At 56.2% G+C, this 15,252-nt stretch carries 12 protein-coding genes and 1 pseudogene; 4 read left to right on the forward strand and 9 right to left on the reverse strand.

From position 1 onward, the window contains the following. The first annotated feature begins 93 nt into the window (after window positions 1-93). Complete coding sequence (locus SYN_RS11850; RefSeq protein ID WP_011418401.1) at window positions 94-2,205, forward strand: tetratricopeptide repeat protein; 2,112 nt, start codon at window positions 94-96, stop codon at window positions 2,203-2,205. 45 nt (window positions 2,206-2,250) lie between these two features. Here the strand turns inward: SYN_RS11850 and SYN_RS11855 are convergent, their stop codons facing one another. The 5 genes from SYN_RS11855 to SYN_RS11875 are packed head-to-tail and all read right to left on the reverse strand — an operon-like array spanning window position 2,251 to window position 7,684. Next, window positions 2,251-3,456, reverse strand: coding sequence for an ABC transporter permease (locus SYN_RS11855; protein WP_011418402.1), 1,206 nt, complete (start codon window positions 3,454-3,456; stop codon window positions 2,251-2,253). Further along, window positions 3,456-4,166, reverse strand: coding sequence for an ABC transporter ATP-binding protein (locus SYN_RS11860; protein ID WP_041585071.1), 711 nt, complete (start codon window positions 4,164-4,166; stop codon window positions 3,456-3,458). The genes SYN_RS11855 and SYN_RS11860 overlap by 1 nt, the downstream gene beginning before the upstream one ends. Further along, window positions 4,166-5,485 (reverse strand): efflux RND transporter periplasmic adaptor subunit, encoded by a 1,320-nt coding sequence (locus tag SYN_RS11865; protein WP_041585072.1) that lies wholly within the window; start codon window positions 5,483-5,485, stop codon window positions 4,166-4,168. Before SYN_RS11865 ends, SYN_RS11860 begins: the two co-directional genes overlap by 1 nt. Further along, window positions 5,466-6,977, reverse strand: a complete 1,512-nt coding sequence (locus tag SYN_RS11870) for an efflux transporter outer membrane subunit (RefSeq protein WP_011418405.1) — start codon at window positions 6,975-6,977, stop codon at window positions 5,466-5,468. Before SYN_RS11870 ends, SYN_RS11865 begins: the two co-directional genes overlap by 20 nt. Then, window positions 6,974-7,684, reverse strand: coding sequence for a CerR family C-terminal domain-containing protein (locus SYN_RS11875; RefSeq protein WP_011418406.1), 711 nt, complete (start codon window positions 7,682-7,684; stop codon window positions 6,974-6,976). Before SYN_RS11875 ends, SYN_RS11870 begins: the two co-directional genes overlap by 4 nt. A 254-nt stretch (window positions 7,685-7,938) precedes the next feature. Here SYN_RS11875 and SYN_RS11880 point away from each other — a divergent pair, with 254 nt between their 5' ends. Further along, window positions 7,939-9,528, forward strand: a complete 1,590-nt coding sequence (locus SYN_RS11880) for a peptide chain release factor 3 (RefSeq protein ID WP_011418408.1) — start codon at window positions 7,939-7,941, stop codon at window positions 9,526-9,528. 151 nt (window positions 9,529-9,679) lie between these two features. Beyond that, window positions 9,680-10,150, forward strand: a complete 471-nt coding sequence (locus tag SYN_RS11885; protein ID WP_011418409.1) for a PaaI family thioesterase — start codon at window positions 9,680-9,682, stop codon at window positions 10,148-10,150. A gap of 103 nt (window positions 10,151-10,253) precedes the next feature. On the opposite strand, the gene SYN_RS11890 is transcribed toward SYN_RS11885, so the two are convergent. Both SYN_RS11890 and SYN_RS11895 read right to left on the reverse strand, forming a co-directional pair. Next, the gene (locus tag SYN_RS11890) at window positions 10,254-11,717 is read right to left on the reverse strand and encodes an SLC13 family permease (protein ID WP_011418410.1); all 1,464 of its coding nucleotides are present in this window, start codon (window positions 11,715-11,717) and stop codon (window positions 10,254-10,256) included. A gap of 262 nt (window positions 11,718-11,979) precedes the next feature. Then, on the reverse strand, window positions 11,980-12,315 hold the full coding sequence (locus tag SYN_RS11895) for a hypothetical protein (RefSeq protein WP_148202573.1): 336 nt from the start codon (window positions 12,313-12,315) through the stop codon (window positions 11,980-11,982). A gap of 416 nt (window positions 12,316-12,731) precedes the next feature. Here SYN_RS11895 and SYN_RS11900 point away from each other — a divergent pair. After that, window positions 12,732-13,205 (forward strand): annotated as a pseudogene (locus SYN_RS11900) (isochorismatase family cysteine hydrolase); the annotation flags it as partial. Window positions 13,206-13,344: 139 nt separating this feature from the next. Here SYN_RS11900 and SYN_RS11905 read toward each other — a convergent pair. Both SYN_RS11905 and SYN_RS11915 read right to left on the reverse strand, forming a co-directional pair. Then, window positions 13,345-14,172, reverse strand: a complete 828-nt coding sequence (locus SYN_RS11905) for a formate/nitrite transporter family protein (protein WP_041585701.1) — start codon at window positions 14,170-14,172, stop codon at window positions 13,345-13,347. A 496-nt stretch (window positions 14,173-14,668) separates the two neighbouring features. Continuing rightward, window positions 14,669-15,250: an indolepyruvate oxidoreductase subunit beta gene (locus SYN_RS11915; protein ID WP_041585073.1), complete on the reverse strand. Its 582-nt coding sequence runs from the start codon at window positions 15,248-15,250 to the stop codon at window positions 14,669-14,671. Window positions 15,251-15,252 lie beyond the last annotated feature (2 nt).

A 15,252-nucleotide genomic window follows, 5' to 3' on the forward strand; every position in this document is an offset into this window, starting at 1 on the left:
AAGGATGCCATGATTTTTGTTCAACAGGATCAGGGATGTTCATATGCATATCGCCGCATCTGCTGATCTTGAAATTCCGCGGGAGAAAACATCATGAAACGGAAACTGTTTATTCTACTTCTTGCCGTTTTTCTGGCTGCCCCCGCTTTTGGGGCCGGCGATCTGGAGATGTTCAACAAACGTCTCGCGGAGGCGGGAAACGAACAGGAAAAAGCGGACATTCAGAAGGAGATCGGTGATTACCATGCCGGCATAAGCGCCTTCGACAAGGCAGCGGATGCCTACATCAAGGCCCTCCCTCACCTGCGGGGCCGGTTGTCGGAAAATGATCGACTCCGGATTGCCATCCACATGTCCTGGGGAGGACGGCTCACAGAGTCTGAAATGGAAATCCGCTCCATCCTCCAGGGAAATCCCGAAAACACCCGCGCACGCATCCAACTGGCGCGGGTGCTGTTATGGTCGGGCAATCCGGATCAAGCCCTCGCCGAGGCGGAAACGGTTCTGGAGAAGCTTCCCGAGGAACGGGACGCCCTGCTGGTCAAAGCGGACGCACTTCGTTCCAGAGGAGAGACAGACCGCGCGATTGCCATATACGGAAGTCTGCTCGAACAGTCGGAGAATTTCGACATCCGCATCGGTTTATGCCACGCATACCTCAAACAGGGAAATGTTAAAGAAGCTCATTCCTGTTCAGCTCTCCTTCAACCCGCATATCCCTACCAGGAGCAGGAACTTGCGGGATTGCGCGGCGGACTCGAAAAGGCTGCCGCACAGGGTAAAAGATATACCCTCAAGGCGGAAGGGGACGCACTTGCTGCCCGGCAGCAGTTCACTGATGCCGCCGGAAAATACGAGGAGGTTCTGGCGCTGCCACCCCGCTTCCCCACGGACGAATGGCTCAGAATGGCGACGGTCATGTCCTGGGGCGGCAGACATAAAGCCGCAAAACGTGAACTGGAGGCCATTCTTGCCCAGGAGCCGTCCCATTTCCACGCCCGGCTTCAGCTTGCCCGGGTATTGACCTGGATGGGGGAGTTCGACGCAGCGATTCAAATGACGGAAACGCTTCTGGCGTCCCAGCCCGATGACCGCAATGTCTTCGCCTTGCTCCTTGTGAAGGCCAATGCCACCCGTCTCAGGGGATTTCATCGCGATGCCGACCGGCTCTATTCGACACTCCTCTCCCAGGCGGAAGATTTCGATGCCCGGCTGGGCCTCACTTACAGTTACCTGGCAGGCGGATATCGCGTCAAGACAGATGAAAGCCTCGCCCAACTGAAGCCACGTTACCCTTACGAAGAAAAAGAGCTCGATCAACTGCGGGCTGCCCGGGATCGGGCATTCCGTCCCAGAATTTATGGCGGCGTCACGTTTTATGATGACGATGATGACAACGAGGTGACCACCTTCTCCACCGGCGCCCAGGTATGGCTGGGCAACTGGAAGACCAACCTGGATTACCGCCACGCCAGTGCCGATGATCCGGATCGGACGGAGGACAGCGATGCTTTGCAGCTTTCAACGTACTCCCGGATGCCGTGGTACGGAGGTCTCGGCGGCGGGATCGGGATTTCCGGCGGCAGCATCATGACCTGGAAGGCTCTGGCTGATTTCGATGTATTTTATGGATCTGTCGGCTTTCTGGCCGCCCGGGAGGCCTATGCCTATACAGCGGAACTTCTCGATAACGAAATCCGGGCGACGATCCTGGCAATTTCGATTATCCAAAGGCCGACGGACCGCATCGCCCTGCGGGGCAGTTACAGCTATCGCGACTTTTCCGATGACAACACTTCCAACGATATTCAGGCCGGCGTTTCTTATCTGTTTTTCCGCAAACCGGCCATGGCTGTCGGTTACCGGTTTCGATACCTGGATTACGAGCGCCAGAGCCGGGGCGGGTATTTTGACCCGGATAATTTCCTGGCCAATTCAGCCTTCGTGAACCTGTCCTTCGAGACCGACCGGTTTTATGGATACATCGAGCCCTATGTCGGCTATCAGAATTACGAGCGCTATGACGATTCTCACAGCGAAATCTTCTATGGCTCGACAGGATCGCTCGGCTATCGCGTGAATAAATGGCTGGCTGTCGAAGGTAACGCGGAATGGGGCAACTACGGCGGTTCGAATCTCTCCTCCGGGAGTGACGACGGCTGGTATTACAGCCAGCTCGGCCTGCAATTCATTCTTACATTTTAGCATGAATTTCCAGGCGCCCTGGATTTTCGACCGCGCATCCCGGTCTCACTCGTGCCGCAGGGCCACAATGGGGTCCAGGCGGGCGGCCTTGAGGGCCGGAAAGTAGCCGAAGATCACCCCGACCGCCGCGGAAAACAGGAAGGCGACAATCACGATTCCCGCGTTGAACACAAAAGGTACATGAAGCAGACTTGCCAGCCAGACGGAGCCGGCCAGGGCCAGTACAATCCCGAGAAGGCCGCCAAAGGAGGACAGAACCACCGCCTCCACCAGGAACTGCATCAGTACTTCCCGTTCCAGGGCGCCGATGGCGAGCCTGATGCCGATTTCATGGGTGCGCTCGGTGACGGAAACCAGCATGATATTCATGATGCCGATTCCCCCGACGAGCAGGCTGACCGCCGCCACGGCGCTCAGCAGGGCGGTGAGCATCTGCGTGGTCCCCGTCAGCATCTTGGTGATCTCCTTCATGTCCATCACATTGAAATTGTCGTCTTCATCAGGGGCGAGATGACGTCGCTCGCGCATCAGCTTCCCGATTTCCTGCTGGGCCCTTTCCGTCGACGCCCCCTCCCGGGCTGATACCTGAATGAGGCCGATGTTCTGACTGCCCGTGATCCGCCGTTGGAGGGTGCGCAGGGGGATCACCACGATATCGTCCTGGTCCTGCCCCATCGTACTCTGGCCTTTGGATTCCAGCACACCGATCACCTTGCAGGAAAGCTTCTCCAGACGGATCTTCTCTCCCATGGGGTCCTGGTTGCCGAAGAGTTTTCTGCGCACGGTATCTCCCAGGATGCAGACCGCCGCCCCGGAGCGCAATTCGCTTTCACTGAACGTGCGCCCCGATCGCACGGACCGGTTGGTCACCTTGAAATAGGAATTGTCCGTCCCCGTGACGTTCGTGGACCAGTTTTCATTTCCGGAGACGGCCTGGAGGCTCCGGGATGAAAGCGGCGCCACAGCGGCAATGGAACGGACATCCCGGGCGATGGCCTCGGCGTCGCTCAGCTTGAAGGGAACCGTGTCGGAAGACTGACCGGGCCCCAGTCTCTTGCCCGGCGTCACCATGAGCAGATTGCTGCCCAGGCTGGAAATCTGCTGTGAGACCTGAACGGTCGCCCCGCCGCCGATGGTCACCATGATGATGACGGCGGCCACCCCGATCACGATCCCCAGGATCGTCAGAAAGGAACGCAGGACATTGCGCCGGATTTCACGAAACGCCAGTAGAATCGAATTTCCCAGCATCAGTTTTGCCTCCCGTTTCTCTCATCCGACGCGACAAGACCGTCCAGGAACCGGACGGTGCGCTTTGCGTAGGCGGCCATGTCCGGTTCGTGGGTCACCATGATGATCGTAATCCCCGGGTCGCGGTTCAAAAGGGTGAGCAGCTCCATGATCTCCCGGCTGCGGGCCGTATCCAGGTTTCCCGTTGGTTCGTCGGCCAGCAGGACCTCCGGCCCGGTCACAATCGCCCGGGCAATGGCGACCCGCTGCTGCTGCCCTCCCGACAGTTCGCCGGGAGTGTGCGTTTCCCATCCCTTGAGCCCCACCGTTTCCAGGGCCTGCAGGGCGCGCCTCTTCCGCTCGGCGGCGGTCGCGCCTCGATAGATCAACGGCAGTTCCACGTTTTCCAGCGCCGAGGTGCGGTTCAGGAGATTAAATCCCTGGAAGACGAATCCCTGGTAGTGGCGGCGCAAAAGGGCGCGCGAATTCCGGCTCAATTCCCCGACTTCCACCCCCTTGAAGAGATAGCTCCCCGCCGTTGGCGTATCCAGACAGCCGAGGATGTTCATGCAGGTGGACTTGCCGGAGCCGCTCGGTCCCATGACCGCGACGAACTCGCCTGCATCGATGCGGAGATCCACGCCGCGAAGCGCCTCCACCGCCGCCTGCCCCTTCCCGAAGATTTTGGTCACCCCTTTCAGGACAATGAGGGGTTGTCCGGAGGAATCCATCATTTCGCCTCCATCACGGAATCGACCACCACAGCCATCCCGGGTTGAAGATCGCCGGCCCGCATTTCCGTCATGACGCCGTCGGTAGCCCCCACCGTCACGGGAACCGCTACCGGTCGCTCTTCCCTTAAAATCCAGACGTTTTGCTGCTTTTTGCTGCCGGCGGCATTCTCTCGCTCTGTCGCTTTAAAGCGCGGCGGTCGCGGAAGCAGCATGCTCACGAGTCCTCCGGAAGACTTCTTTTCCTCCTCCTGCACCGGCGGCGTAAAGCGGAGGGCTGCGCTGGGAATCAGGACGGCATTCTCCACGCTGTTCACCGTGATGCTTGCCGTCGCCGTCATGCCCGGTCGGAGGGACAGATCCGAATTGTCCACCTTGAGCACGGTGGTATAAGTCACAACGCCTTCCGTGGTCTGAGAACCGTAGCGGGTCTGAACGACCTGCGCCTCGAAGGTGCGGTCCGGCCAGGCGTCCACGGTAAAGGCGGCTTTCTGTCCTTCCCGGATTTTTCCGACATCGGCCTCGTCCACATCCACCTGCAGTTCCATCTTCGCCAGATCCTCGGCAAGAGTGAACAGCACCGGGGTGGTCATGGACGCGGCCACGGTCTGACCTGGTTCCACGCTGCGGTTCAGGACGATGCCGTTGACTGGGGACCGGATAATCGATTTGGACAGGTCCGTTTCACTGGCGGAGAGTGTGGCCTGGGCCTGGGAAACAGCCGCCCGGCAGTTGGCCAGATCGGCTTTGGCCCGCGCGAATGCCGCTTCGGCCGCATCCATTTCCGTCTGTGAAGGGACCTTGCCATTGCTGAGTTTCCACACCTGCTTGAACTGATTCAGTTTCGCCCGGGTTTCCGCAACAGTGGCCTCGGCCTGAAGAACCTTTGCCTTTGCCGCCTCCAGGGAAGCCCGGTGCTGAGTGATGGTCGCTTCAAGCTTCTCGGTGTCCAGTCTGGCCAGAATCCGACCAACCTTCACCCGGTCGTTGAAGTCGGCTTCAACACTCTTGACCGTCCCGGAAAGCTCGCTGCCCACTTCCACCGAGTTGGTGGGTTCCAGTGTACCCGTGGCCGTGACGGTCACGGTGAGATTACCCCGTTGCACTTCCCGGGTTTCGTACCTCACCGCGCCGGACGTATGCGAAACTCTCCACATGATGACGGCGGCAGCAATGAAGATCACTGCCGCGATCACCAGAACGGGAATTCGCCATCTCCTCAACCATCCAAAGCCTCCCGGCGCTGAATTCAGTTCCAGAGTCCGGGCAATCTCGGCATTTTCGGCAACTTCATCTGTTTTATCGGATTTCGCTTTCATTGCTCTCTCGCTTACTGATGTTGGTAGATTCCTGTTTTTCATCGGCAGCGGCCAGGGAGGTCCATCCACCGCCCAGGGCCTTGTACAGACGGATGAGATTGGAAAGAACCGCCCCGTTGCTCTGAGCCAGTTCCTCCTGCAGGATCAGAAGCGACCGCTGCGCCTCCAGGACACTGTCGAAATCAGCCAGCCCGCTCTGGTACTTGTATCCGGCCTGCCTCGCCGCCTGCTGAGCCGCCGAGACCGCTTCGCTCAGGGCCTGGCGGCGCTGCTCCTCCTCGGCATAGGCTGTCAGGGCGTTTTCCACTTCCTTGAGGGCATTCAGGACCGCTGTCTCATAGCCCGTCAGGGCCTGCTCCTGGAGGGCTGTCTGGACCTCGATGTTCTGCCGGATTGCACGGGCATCGAAAATCCGCCAGGTTACCCCGGCACCGCCGCCGGCCGTCCGGCTTCCCGAGGAAAAAAGGTTGCTTGAAGAAAAGGCCTCCAGACCGATTGAGCCGCTCAGGGTAAATTTGGGATAGAGTTCCGCGGTGGCCACCCCGATCCGGGCTGTCTGAGCAGCCAACTCGCGTTCGGCACGGCGGACATCGGGCCGTTGCAGAAGGACATCCGCAGGCACCCCTGCCGCAACCGCCGGGTTTGCAACCGGAACAGGCTTTCGCTCTTCCAGTTCCCCATGGAGCGTTCCCGGCTGCTCGCCCAGCAGGACAGCCAGGTTGTTCTTTGCCTCTTCAAGGCCGGTCCGCAGAGTCGGTATCTGCGAGCGCGTTCTTTCCAGATTGTAACGGGCCTGCTGCACGGCCAGTTCATCACTCAAGCCAGCCTGCTGCCGCCAGCGTGTCAATTCAAAGGTTTCCTGCTGCGTTGCCAGATTGCTCTCCGCCACGGTCAGCAGATCCTGATACTTACGGACTTCAACGTAGTTGAGGGCCACTTCGGCAAGGAGAGAAACCAGCGCGTCGCGCAGATCCTCCTGACTGGCCTGGAGATCGGCCTCGGCGGCCTCCACGGAGCGCCGGACGCCGCCGAAGAGATCCAGCTCCCAGCCGGCATCGAGGCCCGCCACGTAAAAACTGCTCGTTGTCCCCCCGCCCGTTTCTTCGCTGCTGCGGCTCCGGGTGGCGGAACTCGAGACATCCAGCGTCGGGAAGAGTCCGGCCCGGGTTACGCCCCGGCTTGCCCGCGCCTGACGGACCCGAGCCCTGGCTTTCCTGAGATCGCGGTTGCCTGCAATCGCGCGCGTCATCAGGCTGGATAATTCCGGATCGTTCAGATTCGTCCACCATTTCTCCAGACTTGCGGGACCGGTTTCTTCCGCGGTCAAGCCGCTCTTCAAGGGCGTGTGCCAGCTTTTCGACAGTTCGGTTGCCGGAGGAGTATAATCGGGTCCTACGGTGGCACAGCCGCTCAGAATCAGGGCAGCCAGCATCAACGCCCGTGCGCTCTCTGCGATTCGTTTCCCGGCGGCTTTCCCAGAGAATAGATTCATGAATTGCCCGCTCCTGTCTCGAGAGTTGCTGACTTTTTTCCCCCTTTGAGCCCCATGTGCTCTTCCTCCATCGCTTCACGCAGGGCCCGCATTCCAGCCAGAGAGAACCTAACCACGTGGTCTGCATAGGCATATATATCATCAATTTTCGGGGGATCATCCGGTTCCGCATTCTTTTTCCCCCGCCCCCAACGGGCAACCAGGGGATTCATGCACTGACTCATGATACTGATCTCACAGAATTTTGCCTCCCTGTCGGACACCAGGGGGCCAAGAAGCTCGCGAACCAGTCCTGCCGTCCTCATTTGCAAGGGTCGGATCTCTTCCCGGAGAACCTCTTCCAGCAATCCTGTCGGATTGGCCATTTCCCTCTGCATGAACCAGAATTCCCTGTTGTTTTCGTCCGCCATCCGGCACAGAGTGGCGGTTATATGCCCCCGGAGACGCTCTTCCGGCGGGGCGTCTTCCCTGACGCCTCCGGATGGGGGATGGGCCTTGATGGACTCGGAAAAGGCGTGGCGCCAGGCTTCGATGTAGAGGGCCTGTTTGCTGCCGAAGTGATAATTGACCGCCGCTATGTTGGTCCCGGCCCGCTCGCATATTTCCGCAATGGTCGCGTTCCGGAAGCCCTTTTCAGCGAAGATTTCCTCTGCCGTCGTCAGGAGACTCTGACGGGTTTTCGCAGCGCCTTCCCTCGGAATCTTCATCCTTTTTCCTCACTTTTTTTTAATTTAGAATGTACATTTAAAATGTATATTTTAAATTTTCAATAGAATTTCCACCGGGAATAAAACACACCCGTTATTCCGGAAGAATAACGGGTGATACCGTGCCCAAAATCGGTAATCATGCCTTGACAAAATCATCATTTTTATTATAGAAAGCCACGTTTATCATCGGGCCTCGAAAGGCCCGCTTTTTTTTACACTTCGACGAGAATTGAAAGGATTTTGAAGTTAGGATGTACCAGAAAGAAATCGAACAGCGCCGGACCTTCGGCATCATCAGCCATCCGGACGCCGGAAAAACCACCTTGACGGAAAAGCTGCTCCTCTTTGGCGGGGCAATCCAGCTTGCCGGAACGGTCAAGGCCCGCAAGGCCACCCGCCACGCCACAAGCGACTGGATGGCCATCGAAAAGGAACGCGGCATTTCCGTAACCACCTCGGTGATGAAGTTTCATTACCGGGATTTTGAAATCAACCTCCTCGACACCCCGGGGCATCAGGATTTCTCCGAGGACACCTACCGGGTGCTCACAGCGGTGGACAGCGCGGTCATGGTCATTGACGGGGCAAAGGGCGTGGAACCCCAGACGGAAAAACTCATGGAGATCTGCCTGCTGCGCAACACCCCGGTGATCACCTTCATCAACAAGCTGGACCGGGAGGTGTTGTCGCCCCTGGAACTGCTGGCCGATATCGAAAAGAAACTGCAGATCGAATGCGTCCCCATGTCCTGGCCGATCGGAATGGGCAAGAGTTTCCGTGGGGTATACAACCTGTATCGCAGGGAACTGCAATTGTTTACGCCCGGCGCTTCAACCCGCGGCGGCGAGGTCTTCGTCATCCGCGATCTTGACGATCCGGAACTGGACAGGCGGCTGGGTTCCCAGGCCGACGAACTGCGCGAAGACATCGCCCTGATGGAAGGAGCGGCTAATCCCTTTGTTTATGAGCACTTTCTGAAGGCGAATCAGACACCCGTTTTCTTCGGCAGCGCCATCAACAATTTCGGCGTCCGCGAGCTGCTGGACGCCGTCGTGGAGCTGGCCCCCAGTCCCCGTCCCCGCCTGGCAACCACCCGAGAGGTTTTGCCCTCGGAAGAGCAGTTTTCCGGCTTTGCCTTCAAGATTCAGGCGAATATGGACAGCGCCCACCGCGACCGCATCGCCTTCGTGCGGATCTGTTCCGGAAAATTCACCCGGGGGATGAAAGTCCGCCACAACCGGATCGGCAAAGACGTGACCCTGGCCAACGCCACGATCTTCATGGCCCAGGATCGCGCCTCGGTGGAAGAGGCCTATCCCGGAGACATCATCGGGATTCACAACCACGGAACCATCCGGATCGGGGACACCTTCACCGAAGGAGAGGAACTGAGATTCACGGGAATCCCCAACTTCGCCCCGGAACACTTCTGCCGGGTCCGGCTGAAAAATCCCTTGAAAACCAAGCAGCTTCAGAAAGGACTTAACCAGCTATCTGAGGAAGGGATCGTTCAGGTCTTCCGTCCCCTGACCAGCAACGACTATATCCTGGGCGTGGTTGGCGTTCTGCAGTTTGACGTAACCATGGTGCGCCTTCTGAACGAATACGGCGTCGAAGCGGATTACGAGTCGGTGGATTACGCCGCCGCCCGCTGGGTCACCTGCCCGGAGCGGGAAAAACTGGAAAATTTTGAAAAGCAGCATCGGTCCAATCTGGCACTTGATTCCGAGGGGAATCTGATCTACCTTGCACTCAGCCAATGGCGCCTCTCCAACACAATGGAGGAATGGCCCGATATCACGATGCACAAGACCATGGAGCACAGTCAGCGGCTCAATTGATGCGACGTTTGTTATAATTCCGGATCAAAGAGAACCGCAGGGCGGCGCGGCGCAACGATACAGGCTTGCAGAGGCGCCTGTCGAACAGCCGATGGCGGAAACGAAAGAAAGTTCGTTTTGATATGGAATTGGAATCAGAAAGGAGCGAGGAATGACGGATAAGGCGTTTCAGGATTGCTACCCGGACGAGTTCGCCCATTGCTACGGATGCGGGCGGCTGAATGAGGAAGGACTGCAGATTAAAAGCTACTGGGACGGGGAGGAAAGCGTCTGCCATTATACGCCCCGCCCTTTTCACACCGGAGGCTTCCCCGGCTACTGCTATGGCGGACTGATCTGTTCCTTGATCGACTGCCACAGCGCCGCAACCGCCGCGGCGGCCAGGCTGCGCGCGGATGGATTTTCCCTGGGCGAAAAACCCCTGTCCCGCTTTGTTTCCGCATCTCTCAAGGTTGATTTTCTCAAACCCACCCCTATGGGAACCCCTCTGGAATTGAGGTCGAAAATTCTGGAGATCAAGGACCGGAAGATCATCGTCAGCACCACCCTGGCCGCGGACGGTGAGCTCCGCGCCAGAGGCGAAGAAATTCTGGTTCAGCTTCCGGAAAGCAACAGGTCTTAGCGCTCCATCATCAATCCCCATTCACAGAAAAAAACCCCGGGCACAGATAGAAAACACTGTCCACGCCCGGGGCATCAAAATGGTTACCCTGCCGATTTACAAATTACCGGATAACGCCGATCATCTTCCAGTATGGCACGGCCACCAGCAGGGAAATAAAGGCCGCCACAATGTAAATCAAGCCGAACTTAAACACATGGGCCGGCGCCCACCCCTTGCCCTGAATCATCCCTTCACCCATCAGAATAAAGGGCTGCTGGTATGACAACAGGAAAAAGTTGACAGCGATCAGATAGGCCATGGTCACCGCCAGGGGATGATAACCGAAATCGTTGAAGAGCGGGATCAGCATGATGATGGTCAACGCGGCGGTAGTGAATCCCCAGGGAACATCAATGAAACGGATAAGCATGAGCCCCGCGGTGATGACCAGCATGAACAGCAGGGGAGCGCCCGCTATGGACATGATGGGCCCTTTGATCAGGGGGCCGAACCAGGCGGAGATTCCGGAAACACCGAAGATGGGGGGCAGAGCCACGGCGATGCCGAAGAAGCAGACCACGTCCCAGTTGATGCCGGAGCTGATTTCCGGACCTGCGATAATGCGGAACATGACGAAGAGGAACAGGGCGAACAGGGCTGTAGCCGCAGTGGGAATTCCGTGCTGCTTTTCCGTGAAGAACATCAACAGCGAACCGACAAGGATCAAAAGGGAAATGATTTCATCCTTGGACATGGGGCCCAGTTTCTTGTATTCCTCCTTGAAGACGTCGGAGCTGATGGCGATGGCTTCTTTCGGCCTGGCCAGAATGTAAGCCAGGGCAACATACACAAAAGTCACCACAAACCAGGGCAGGGCCAGAATCTTGAACCAGTCGTCAAAATTACAGAGGTGCTTGATCTCTGGAGGAAAGAATCCCTGCATGATCGGTCCGGAGAGAGATCCGGTCAACCATCCGGTCCCAGGGAAGAGAGCCATTCCCCAGGCCAGCAGACAGATATAGGCCGAACCCTTGGAACGGTACTCCAGTTTACAGGCTTCCACAATCCCGATGGCAATCGGAACAACAATAGCCACACGGACGGTGATGGAAGGTGTCAGGGCTGAAAGGGCCACGCCGATCACGAGCCAGCTGATCGCCAGGCCGAGCCAGGTTGCCGGAAAAGTCTTCAGAACCATATAGGCGATGCGCTTGCCCAAACCCGTTTTCTGCAGAACGAAACCAAAATAGAGTGCGGGGATCAGAACCCAGACGGCTGATGAAGTGAAGCCGCCCATGACGACCCCATAGATTTGCGGCGGCGCCTTGAAGGGGACTTTGCCCGGAAACACCAGACCTGCTTTGTAGGCAAAAAATAGTGCCAGGGTAAGACCAAGGATGATGGAAGTACCAGACATGAAAGGCAGGTTACCGGGACGGAAGATCCACATCCCCAGACCCGCGATAACGGTGCCCATGACGTAATGTCCCAGAGGCGACAACCCGGGGGCAAACGGCTGCACCAGAGCGATCAGGATACCAAGCACAGCAATTGCTATCACTCCTAACATCTTGCGATCAATCATTACACCCTCCTCCTTTTTAAACAGACAAATGAATTTTAATATGACAATATCAAACTCTTATTCATCACCTCCTTGTTATTTGATTTATACAAAATAAAATATGAAATCAGGTCCTTTTATCCAGAATAAAACGTCCGATGCTATTATGTAACTATATTATATTTACTTATTAAGCTCCAGTCCTTTTTTTCAGTCGCCGGAATCATGTCAATGCAGGTTCCAGGGAGCCGTCCTGTACAGCTATTTCAGTCATATCAGACATTTACTGATACCAGAAAAGAGAACTCGACTGATGATGCCGATGAATATCCAACAGGACAAATGCGCCCGGAATATGACCCTTAAGCCATCCTTCGATGTCCTTCAGGCACTTCATGCTGCCCGTCACACAACCGGGGCCGCTTCCATCTTTGCCCGGTTGACGAGGTATTTCCCCTTCCGGGGCCAGATATTCGATCTTCCACAGGGATTCAAGCAGCTCGAAGCTCACGATCACATCCGCGCTGCCCAGGGGAATCAGTGTGGAACAGGGAGGAAGCGCCGCAAGGGTGCAACACCCGATGTCTCCATTAACGGTGAGATCGAGCTTTTTCAGCACCTGGAACACCCACCCATGAGGGCATCCCCTGCATAATCCCGGAGGTCTTGGCGGGCTGGAAACGATGCAGGCTCGCAGAGGCGCCTGTCGAATAGCCGCTGGCGGAAACGAAACATTGTTCGTTTTGATATGGAATTGGAATCAGAAAGGAGCGAGGCACGACGGATAAGACGTCTCAGGATTGCTGCCCGGACGAGTGCGCCCATTGCCACGAATGCGGGCGGCTGGTGGAATTCACCAAAGCCCATCCGGGGCACTCAAGTGCCTCGACTTAAGTTTTTCTCAGGGAATCAAAAGATCGTCATACAAAATCATGTCATTACGGAGCATTCCATGAAACCTGCATTGATCATTTCTGATATGCTGGAGGACTTTATTCGACAGGACGGCCCCCTCCCGTAGGCGAAGAAGGCCTCAGGATCATTCCCAATCTTCAGGCGGCGATCAGGTTCTGCCGTCAGAAGGCCATCCCTGTTGTTTATGCCAACGATGCGCTGATGCCCGATGATTTTCTTTTCAAGTCCCGAGCGAAGCCGCATGGAATTCGTGGAAAGGCCGGAGCCCAGGTCATCTCCGAACTGAAACCCGAAAACGGCGACATCATCGTCCCCAAACCCCGTTTCAGCGCTTTTTTCAAGACGGACCTCGACCGGATCCTGGGAGAACGGGGGGTGGACACCGTCGTGATCGGCGGGGTCGCCACCGAGGTATGCGTTCTCAGCACGGCCTATGATGCCGTATGCCATAATTTCACCGTCATCGTCCTTGAGGATTGCTGCGCCTCCCGCTTCCGGGAAACCCGGGATCAGGTTCTCGATCTTTTCAGGAAAAGTCCTCTTTACCCCCTGCTCCGGGTCATGTCCCTGGCCGATTTTCAACAAACGGCATGAAGAGAAAAAAATCGGCAAACGCTCTCTATATTGGGAATGACTTGAAGGTGTATCATGTGGGAAAGATATTTGCTTTTCCAAAACAATACCCCGGCTAAAAAAGCCGGGGTACGATTTTCTCAAACATATGAGGGTTCTGCTATGTCGGGGACATCGTGGAAAGCTCTTTTTTGAACGAATAGAAATAAACCGCACCGATAAAGATAAATCCGCCCACAATATTTCCCAGGGTAACAGGGATCAGGTTCCACTGAACGAACTGCGCCCAGGAGACATTAGCGCCCAGCATGATGCCGGTGGGAATGAAATACATATTGGCGACTGAGTGCTCAAATCCGGTGGCGACGAAGGCCATGATGGGGAACCAGATTCCGAAAAATTTTCCGATCATGTTCTTTGATGACAAAGCAAGCAATATGGCCACATTCACGAGAAGGTTACAGGCGATGCCCTTCATGAAAGCGGACCACATGCCGATACTTCCCACTGCGATGTAAGGAAGCGTCTTCGCTTCCGCGATCGCGATGGCATTCTGTCCGAAGACCGTTAATTCGGGACCGCCGCCTTTGCTGAAGGGACCGATAACCATCAGGTATGCCCAGAAAAGAGAACCGATAAAATTACCGATGTATACCCAGAACCAGGCATTCCACACTTTACTCCATGTGCTTTTTTTCTGGAAGACAGCCATGGGAATAAGCATCGTATCGCCCGTGAACAGGGACATGCCTGTCAGTACGATGGCAATGAGGCCTACAGGGAAGACCGAGCCTGCAATCAGTGACTTGAACCCCGGTCCCAGTGTTTTATCCACCCCGGTCCCACAGACGGTACAAAGTGCGGCGCCCACCGCGATAAAAAGACCAGCCATAAAACTTCTTATCAGCCAATTGGGTATGCCCAGATTTCCCTTGTACATGCCCGCGTTCCCTGCCAAATCAACAACTTCTACCGGTTTGTACGCCATTTGCTCCTCCTTGATAAAATAAAATAAAAATAAAAATTCGTATCCATCTGGATACAGCGCACTGACTCTTAAGACAAATTTGTTGGCACTGTCAAGGATTCTTTCTGAAATTTTTTTATCGCCCATTTTGTTTATCAACTAAATATCGCCATGAAGGTCGGGGAGAATGAAGACGAATATGGTCTCTTCCTTCCTGGAATGGCCGTCGTGAGAGAATTTTCGCACGGAAACAGGGAGCGGGATGAGCCCCATGAGGAATGCTGTGAAAGGGATTTGAAGGGAGGACTGAATTCAGAGAACACTGCGCACAGAATGTTCGCCACCGTCCTCACCGGGCAAGGTGATAAAGATCGTCTCCCTTCCGGTATTTGAATGTACCCCTTACAGGGAAGGGATTCAACTGATACGACGGTCGGGAGATCAAAACGGGGAAGGGGAACTTCCTGTTCCTCGGCAGGAGAAATTCCGGCCGAGGATCGGAAAGCCATGAAGATTCTTAACTCGAGGCGGTCAGGCTTCTGCCGAGTTGAAACGCCTTGAGATTCATATCGAGGAATTTTTCCTTGACGGTTGCCTTCAAGGCGGCCGTCCACTCTTCTTCGGTAAATTCAAGAAACCGGGAAAGGGCGCCCAGCATGACAATGTTCAGGGATTTCGACGAGCCCGCTTCTTTCAGAGCGGCACCGGTGTCGAGGATGACGGCGCCCGGGATATGACCCTTCAGCCATCCTTCGATGTCCTCCGGATACTTCATGCTGCCCGTCACGACCGGGGCCGGCTCAATCTTTGCCCGATTGACGAGGTATTTTCCTTCCGGGGCCAGATATTCGATCTTCCTCAGAGATTCAAGCAGCTCGAAGCTCACGATCACATCCGCGCTGCCCAGGGGAATCAGGGGGGAATAGACCTTTTCCCCAAACCGGACCTGGCATTCAACGCTGCCGCCCCGCTGGGCCATGCCGTGCACCTCGGATTCCTTGACATCGAAACCCGCCCTGAGCGCGACTTCCATGAGAACCTTGCCGGCAAGGATTACGCCCTGTCCTCCAACCCCTGTGAATATGATATTGGTCGTCATCG

Source organism: Syntrophus aciditrophicus SB (assembly GCF_000013405.1).
GTDB lineage: Bacteria > Desulfobacterota > Syntrophia > Syntrophales > Syntrophaceae > Syntrophus > Syntrophus aciditrophicus.